7 protein-coding genes are annotated in these 6,840 nt (G+C 62.0%); 3 read left to right on the top strand and 4 right to left on the bottom strand.

Annotated features, from left to right (window positions below):
- On the top strand, positions 1-421 hold a 421-nt coding region (locus B7L71_RS10720), incomplete at its 5' end, for a Fic family protein (RefSeq protein ID WP_446497423.1).
- 10 nt (positions 422-431) lie between these two features.
- Here B7L71_RS10720 and B7L71_RS10715 read toward each other — a convergent pair.
- The 4 genes from B7L71_RS10715 to B7L71_RS10700 form a co-directional block, all read right to left on the bottom strand.
- The gene (locus B7L71_RS10715) at positions 432-809 is read right to left on the bottom strand and encodes a hypothetical protein (RefSeq protein WP_081137869.1); all 378 of its coding nucleotides are present in this window, start codon (positions 807-809) and stop codon (positions 432-434) included.
- Between the two features lie 177 nt (positions 810-986).
- Complete coding sequence (locus B7L71_RS10710) at positions 987-1,727, bottom strand: sulfite exporter TauE/SafE family protein (protein ID WP_081137867.1); 741 nt, start codon at positions 1,725-1,727, stop codon at positions 987-989.
- A gap of 11 nt (positions 1,728-1,738) precedes the next feature.
- Complete coding sequence (locus tag B7L71_RS10705) at positions 1,739-2,395, bottom strand: transglycosylase SLT domain-containing protein (RefSeq protein WP_052196287.1); 657 nt, start codon at positions 2,393-2,395, stop codon at positions 1,739-1,741.
- 34 nt (positions 2,396-2,429) lie between these two features.
- Positions 2,430-3,857, bottom strand: coding sequence for an aminotransferase-like domain-containing protein (locus tag B7L71_RS10700; protein WP_081137865.1), 1,428 nt, complete (start codon positions 3,855-3,857; stop codon positions 2,430-2,432).
- Between the two features lie 141 nt (positions 3,858-3,998).
- On the opposite strand from B7L71_RS10700, the gene B7L71_RS10695 reads away from it, so the two are divergent.
- Positions 3,999-5,450, top strand: a complete 1,452-nt coding sequence (locus tag B7L71_RS10695; RefSeq protein WP_081137863.1) for an NAD-dependent succinate-semialdehyde dehydrogenase — start codon at positions 3,999-4,001, stop codon at positions 5,448-5,450.
- A gap of 11 nt (positions 5,451-5,461) precedes the next feature.
- On the top strand, positions 5,462-6,733 hold the full coding sequence (gene gabT, locus B7L71_RS10690; protein ID WP_081137861.1) for a 4-aminobutyrate--2-oxoglutarate transaminase: 1,272 nt from the start codon (positions 5,462-5,464) through the stop codon (positions 6,731-6,733).
- The last annotated feature ends 107 nt before the right edge of the window (positions 6,734-6,840 follow it).

The following is a 6,840-nucleotide window of genomic DNA, read 5'->3' as shown; positions in this document are numbered from 1 at the left end:
AACGGGAGTGCCCAAAATCCTTCGCGTAATGAGGGCAAATGGCTCCCCAGAACCGATATTCGAAACTGACGATGAGCGCAGCTACTTTCTCATTCGACTGCCCGTGCATACAGGCTTCCTCATTGAAGCTGCTGCCGAGGAGCCTGACTTAAAAATCATGGATCAAGTAGGGCCTAAGCAGGGACTAAGTAAGGAGCAAGTAGAACTTCTCCAGGCCTGCGTGGAAGAAGTACCAATCGCCTTTCTAATGAGCATCATGGGTCGCGCTAACCGAACCAAATTTCGCACTGGGCTGCTGAAACCACTGCTTGATGCAGGGTTGATTGAAATGACTCAACCTGAGTCGCCGCGCAGCCCAACGCAAAAATATCGGTTAAGCGCTGAGGGTAAACAAATAATTGCCCATGGGGGCAAAAAATAAAAGAAAACGGTTAGTGACGGCTCTTGGACCAAGGCCAGCGGCGCTTGGCGGGCGTGTCGATCTGCCCGATGGCGCTGGCCAGTGGCAGCATGATGGCGCTGAGCTGGCGGTGGCAGACGGCGCTGCTGAGCACGCCGGGGCACTGCTTGAGCAGCAGGTCGCACTGCTGCGAGGCGATGAACAGCTGCTCGACCACCGCCGGGGCGAATAGTGGCTTGGCTTGCTGGCAGCAGCGGGTCAGCTCGCGGGAGAGCAGGGAGAGCATGCTGCTATCCAGCCAGCAGGGCAGCGGGTCTTCCAGCCTTCCTGCAATCGAGTGCTGAACGGCTTCAAACGACGTGCGTAAAAACAGCAGGGTTTGACGAAGCTGGCGCTGTTCACTGGTCATGGGATGTTCCTTCACCTCAACGGCTCTTTCTCTGCCAGGGGGATGGCTAAAAAGAGAGTGTTTCTCATTTGCATCTTTTGGTGAAGATAGCCTCCTTCAATCGCAGTGTCAATCACAGGCTATGAGCGGGCAGGCTGACATTCGCCAACCCATGGGTGCTGTAAGTGCCATCAACGCTTAGCGTGTCAGCAGGTAACCCCCCTGCAGGAAGTAGAACACCCCAATGCCGGTGACGATCCAGCGGGTCCAGGTGCGGAAGTTGGCATCGGTCAGGCGGTGCAGGATCCGCGTGCCGGTTTGGGTGCCCAGCATGGCAAAGGGCGCGGCCAGCAACACCATGGCCCACTCGCCAGCGCTGAGTGCCAGCGCTGCCCCCAGGTAAAAGATGATCTTGATGGAGTGAGCGACGACCTGAATCATTGCCTTGGTGGCCACCACCTGGCGGCGGTCCATGTGGGAGCGCACGAAGAAGATGTCGATCAGCGGACCAGACACCCCGGCGGCGATGGTCAGGCCGCCGGAGGCCAGGCCGCAGCATACGGCATGGCTGGGGCGTTTGGCGTCCAGTTGAAACCAGTGTTTGGGCATCCAGACCAGTAGCGGCATCAGGCCGATCAGCAGCGACACCGTCGCCGCGTTGGGCGCGTAGTTGAAGAGCAGCAGCAACCCGGCGGCGCTCGTAACCCCCAGCGTCATGAGCGCCACGATCCGCCAGACGATGAAGCGACGCGATAGCCATGCCCGCGACCCATTGGCGGTCAGTTGAATGACCCCATGTACGGCCATGGCGGTGCCCGCCGGGAAGATCACCAGCAGAAACCACAGCAACACCAGCCCGCCCGCCATGCCAAACACGCCAGACAGCAGGGAAGTAAAAAACACCACGCCAACGAATAAGCTACCTACCAACAGGGTCAAGATGCGTGCCCTCAGCTACGGCAAAAGGGCCAGACCTGATAGAAGCGTCGACACTGAAACTCGGCTTCACAGCTGTTCAGCTGGGCTTGATAACGCCCGGCTCGCTGGGCGACCTGGCGGCCCGCGCTGAGCACGTGGGGCTTATTGCGGTAGGTGCCACGCTGATAGCCGCCCGCGCCTTCATGGTAAGCGTAATAAAGGTGTTCGGGGTTGCTCAGGGAAATGCCGGTTTGCGCGCGGGTGCGGGCGTTGTACCAGCCGATGAAGTCGGTGGCGTGCTTCATGTGAGTGCGCCGCGCAAACATGCTGCCAGCCTGATCGCGGTATTCGCCCCACACCGGGTCCTGTGCCTGGGCATAGCCCCTGGCCGATGAAGGGCGCGGGCCGGGAATGAAGCCCAGGTAGCGCTTGCGGTCGGGGCGCACATGGCTTCGGAACGAGGACTCCTGCTGAATGAACGACATCTGGGTGGCAATCGGCGTGCCCCACTGCTCCTGAGACTCCCGCGCATAGTCGTACCAGCTGGGCTGCTCGCGGAAGATTTCGCAGATGTTGCTCTGGTCCTGTGGCGGGCTGGGCGCCAATGAGGCACACCCCGACAGCAGCAACAGCGCCGCGATGCTCAACCATAGGCGCCAGGCCAGAGAGTTATCAACAGGGCGATGCATAGGACGTTCCTTGTGAATAAGTGGTTATACGGGGTCAGTGCCCCTGGCGCAGCAGTGGTTCCAGGCAGCGGCGCAGGCGCTGCGCTTCGCGTGCCAGGGTTTCCCCCGACAGCATACCCACCCCCATCACCAGGCCCACGCGAGGGTCAGAGGCGGCGCACACCGGGCTCAAAGGCCGCACGATCAAGTGCTCTTTCAGCAGCGCCTGGGCGATGGCCACGTCGTTGACGCCCGGCGCGAACTCCACGCACAGGCTGATGGCACTGCTGGGCGGCGAGACCGAGCGCACCTGAGGCAGCGAGCACAGCTGGTCGTGCAGCACCTGCTGGCGGCCTAGATAATCCCGTTGAATACGCCGACACCAGGCATCCAGGTCGCCGTCGAAGATGAACTGGGCCAGCACCGCCTGGTCCAGCATGCGGCCCTCGCGAAACAGCTCGCTGCGCAGGCGGTTCATCGGCCCCGCCAAGTGGCGCGGCACCACCAGATAGCCCAGCCGCAGGCCGGGAAACATCATCTTGGAGAACGAGCCTACCAGCAAATGGCGCTCAGAGGTGGTATCAAAAAGTAGATTGGCATGATCGTCCCGGTTGAACTCGTAGTCATCCTCGACCACATAGCGGGGCGCAAGCGCCTCGCACAAGCGCTGCTTGTGGGCGGCACGGGTCGGCACGCTGAGCGGGTAGTGGTGCGAGCCGGTAAGGTAAGCCAGCGTGACCGGGCCGGAAGCGGTGGGCAGTGTATGGCCCGTGTCCGGCTGCCAAGGCAGCATGTCGATGTTCAAGCCCGCCGCCGTGAAGACGTTGCGTGCGCCCCAGTAACAGGGCGACTCCATGGCCACCGTGTCGCCCACATCCGCCAGGGCCACGGCGCACAGCTCGATGCCGTTGTGGGTGCCGTCGGTAATGATGATCTGCTCGGTATCGCAGTGAATATTGCGCCAGCGGGCCAGAAATTCGCGGATGGCCCGCTTCAGCGGCCCGTAGCCCCCGGTGGAGTAGGAGAGCAGCAGGGCATTTTGCGGCACCGTGACGCTGGCATAGAGCTGGCGCCACTTGCGCATCGGAAACTGGGCAATGTCTGGGATGCCCGGCACGAAGGCCCCGCTCTGAACAGTACTTGCCCCCGGCCATCGCAGTACTCGCTGGGCACGATTGGATAGCTGCACCTTGGTGGGCGTTGAGGTAGTGGGAGCCGCCACTTTACAGCTCCACGTTCCACTGCCGTGTGAGGTTGTAAGCAGTCCTTCTTCGATAAGCGTGGCAACCGCTAAAGAAAAGGTGTTCCGAGCGACTCCTAAGGCTGCCGCAAGCTTGCGATGTGAAGGTAGTCGAGTTTGGTGAGGCCACTCTTGATTGATCGATTGCCTTAATGCCTGCTCTAACCTTACTTGCTTACTCAACCGTTCAGGCTGCTGCGCATAGCTTTTTATGAGTTGTTGTAAAGCGACTTGGCAATCCATCCAAGTTCTCCCTTGTCGATAATGCTCTTTCAATATCGTAGTAAAACAGAAAAGTGGTCTGCTTGAACGCAAAAGTGGTGCATTCTCCTGCCTAAGATTTGCTGCTAGCGTGCTTGTTAGGTTTTAGACCAGGAGAATGTTATGAGCTTTATAGAACAGTGGTTGCACGATGCCGTACCGGCCCTGGTGGGCGGGCAGTGGCGTAAGGGCCAGCAGACCTTCGCGGTGGACAACCCCGCCACCGGCGAAACCATCGCCCACGTGGCGGATTTAAGCGCCGACGACACACGCGACGCCGTGGCTGCCGCTTACGAAGCCGGTGCCGCCTGGCGCACCACCCCGGTCAAACAGCGCTCGGCCCTGCTGCGCCGCTGGTTTGAGCTGGTCAATGAGCACGCCGACGACCTGGCCCGCCTGATGACCCTGGAGCAGGGCAAGCCGCTGGCGGAAGCTAAAGGCGAAGTGACCTACGGCGCCTCGTTCATCGAGTTCTTCGCCGAAGAAGCCAAGCGCATGGCCGGGGAAACCCTGCCCAGCCACGGCGCTGACAAGCGCCTGCTGGTACTGCGCGAGCCGGTAGGCGTGGTGGCCGCGATCACCCCGTGGAACTTCCCGCTGGCGATGATTACCCGCAAGTGCGCCCCGGCCCTGGCTGCGGGCTGCACCGTGGTCATCAAACCCGCCGAAGCCACCCCGCTCACCGCGCTGGCCGCCGCCTACCTGGCGCTGGAAGCGGGCCTTCCCGCCGGCACCATCAACGTGGTAACGGCCTCCAAGCCTGCCGCCGTGGGCGAAGTGCTCACCACCGATGCACGGGTGCGCAAAGTGTCGTTTACCGGCTCTACCCCGGTGGGTAAGCACTTACTTGCACAGTGCGCCAGCACGGTGAAGAAAACCGCCATGGAGCTGGGCGGCAACGCGCCGTTCATCGTGTTTGACGACGCCGATGTGGACGCTGCCGTGAACGGAGCCATCGCCTCCAAATTCCGCAACGCCGGGCAAACCTGCGTATGCACCAACCGCTTCCTGGTGCAGGACGGCATTTACGATGCCTTCGTCGCCAAGCTCACCGAACGTGTGAACGCGCTGAAGGTAGGCGACGGCCTGGCCGACGGCAGCATCATCGGCCCGCTGATCAACCAGGCAGCGGTGGATAAAGTGCAGCGCCATGTCGACGACGCGGTGAACAAAGGCGCGCGCCTGCTGTGCGGCGGCCAGCCCCACGCGGCGGGCGAGCGCTTCTTCACCCCCACGGTGCTGGCGGATGTGACCACTGAAATGGCCGTCGCCGACGAAGAGACTTTCGGCCCAGTCGCGCCGGTGTTCCGCTTCAAGCAGGACGAAGAAGCCATCGCCATGGCCAACGACACGCCGTTTGGCCTGGCTGCCTACTTCTACGCCACGGATTACCGCCGCATCTGGCGCACCATGGAAGCGCTTGAATACGGCATGGTCGGCGTCAACGAAGGGCTGATCTCTACCGAGCTGGCGCCGTTTGGCGGCGTGAAGGAGTCCGGGTTGGGCCGCGAAGGCTCCCACCACGGCCTCGATGAATTTACCGAACTGAAATACGTCTGCGTAGGCGGCCTGTAAAGAGAACGATGATGACTAACCAAGAATTGAACGACCTGAAAAACCGCTTCGTGGCCAACGGTGCCGCCACGCCCACCACCCAGTTTGCCGAGCGCGCCGAAAACGCCGAACTGTGGGACGCCGACGGCAACCGCTGGATCGACTTCGCGGGCGGCATCGGCGTGCTCAACCTGGGCCATCGCCACCCGAAAATCGTCGCCGCCGTGGAAGCGCAGCTCAAGAAAGTCATGCACACCAGCGCGGCGGTGATCTCCTACGCGCCCTACGTGCAGCTGTGCCAAAAGCTCTGCGAACTGACGCCGGTACGCGGCCCCGAGCGCAAAGCCATGCTGGTGAACACCGGCGCCGAAGCGCTGGAAAACGCCGTGAAGATCGCCCGCGCCGCCACTGGCCGCACCGGCATCATCACCTTCGATGGTGCCTTCCACGGCCGCACCATGATGACCCTGGCGATGACCGGCAAGGTGCTGCCCTACAAGAACGACTTCGGCCCCATGCCGGGCGACGTATTCCGCGCCCCGTTCCCCAACCCACTGCACGGCATCAGCGAAGAAGCCTCGCTGAACGCCATTCGCACGCTGTTCAAAACCGATATCGCCCCGCACCGCACGGCAGCCATCGTGATCGAGCCGGTACAGGGTGAGGGCGGTTTCTACATCGCCTCACCGGACTACCTGAAAGCGCTGCGCGCGCTGTGCGACGAGCACGGCATTCTGCTGATCGCCGACGAAGTGCAGTCCGGCTTCGCCCGTACCGGCAAGCTGTTTGCGTTGGAACACAGCGGCATCGAAGCGGACATTCTCACCACCGCCAAGAGCCTCGCCAACGGCATGCCGCTCTCTGCGGTGGTCGGCACCGCCAAGGTCATGGACGCCTCCGGCCCCAACTCGCTGGGCGGCACCTACAGCGGCAACCCGCTCTCCTGTGCGGCGGCCCTGGCGGTGATCGACGCCATCGAAGAAGAGAACATCCTCGCCCGCAGCGAGCAGATGGGCAACATGCTGGCTGAACGCTTCGCGGTCTGGGAAGAACGCTTCCCCGCCGTCGCCCACGGCCGCCAACTCGGCGCCATGGCCGCGTTCGAACTGCTCAACCGCGATGGCAAGCCCGACCCGCAGATGACCGCCGCGCTCTGCGCCAAAGCCCGCGAGAAAGGCCTGATCCTGCTGTCGTGTGGTTTCTACGGCAACAGCATCCGCATCCTGGTGCCGCTGACGGTGTCGTCTGCGGTGCTGGAGGAGGGGTTAAGCATTATCGAGGAATCGTTGGAAGCGCTGAGCTAGTAGTTTTCTAATCGGCACTAAGCCCGCCCATCGTCAGGCAGCGTAAGCTGTTGGCGGTGGGCGGTTTTCTTCATAGGAAGACTTGAATGTTTTTGCGATGTCGGTGA

Source organism: Halomonas sp. BC2, from assembly GCF_002078115.1.
GTDB classification, from domain to species: Bacteria; Pseudomonadota; Gammaproteobacteria; order Pseudomonadales; family Halomonadaceae; genus Vreelandella; species Vreelandella stevensii.
This window is presented reverse-complemented; position numbering and strand designations above follow the sequence as displayed.

Excerpts from the sequence above, each read along its gene's own strand:
- B7L71_RS10715 (WP_081137869.1), bottom strand. The coding sequence starts at position 809 with ATGACCAGTGAACAGCGCCAGCTTCGTCAAACCCTGCTGTTTTTACGC.
- B7L71_RS10705 (WP_052196287.1), bottom strand. The coding sequence starts at position 2,395 with ATGCATCGCCCTGTTGATAACTCTCTGGCCTGGCGCCTATGGTTGAGC.
- B7L71_RS10700 (WP_081137865.1), bottom strand. The coding sequence starts at position 3,857 with ATGGATTGCCAAGTCGCTTTACAACAACTCATAAAAAGCTATGCGCAG.
- B7L71_RS10695 (WP_081137863.1), top strand. The coding sequence starts at position 3,999 with ATGAGCTTTATAGAACAGTGGTTGCACGATGCCGTACCGGCCCTGGTG.
- gabT (WP_081137861.1), top strand. The coding sequence starts at position 5,462 with ATGACTAACCAAGAATTGAACGACCTGAAAAACCGCTTCGTGGCCAAC.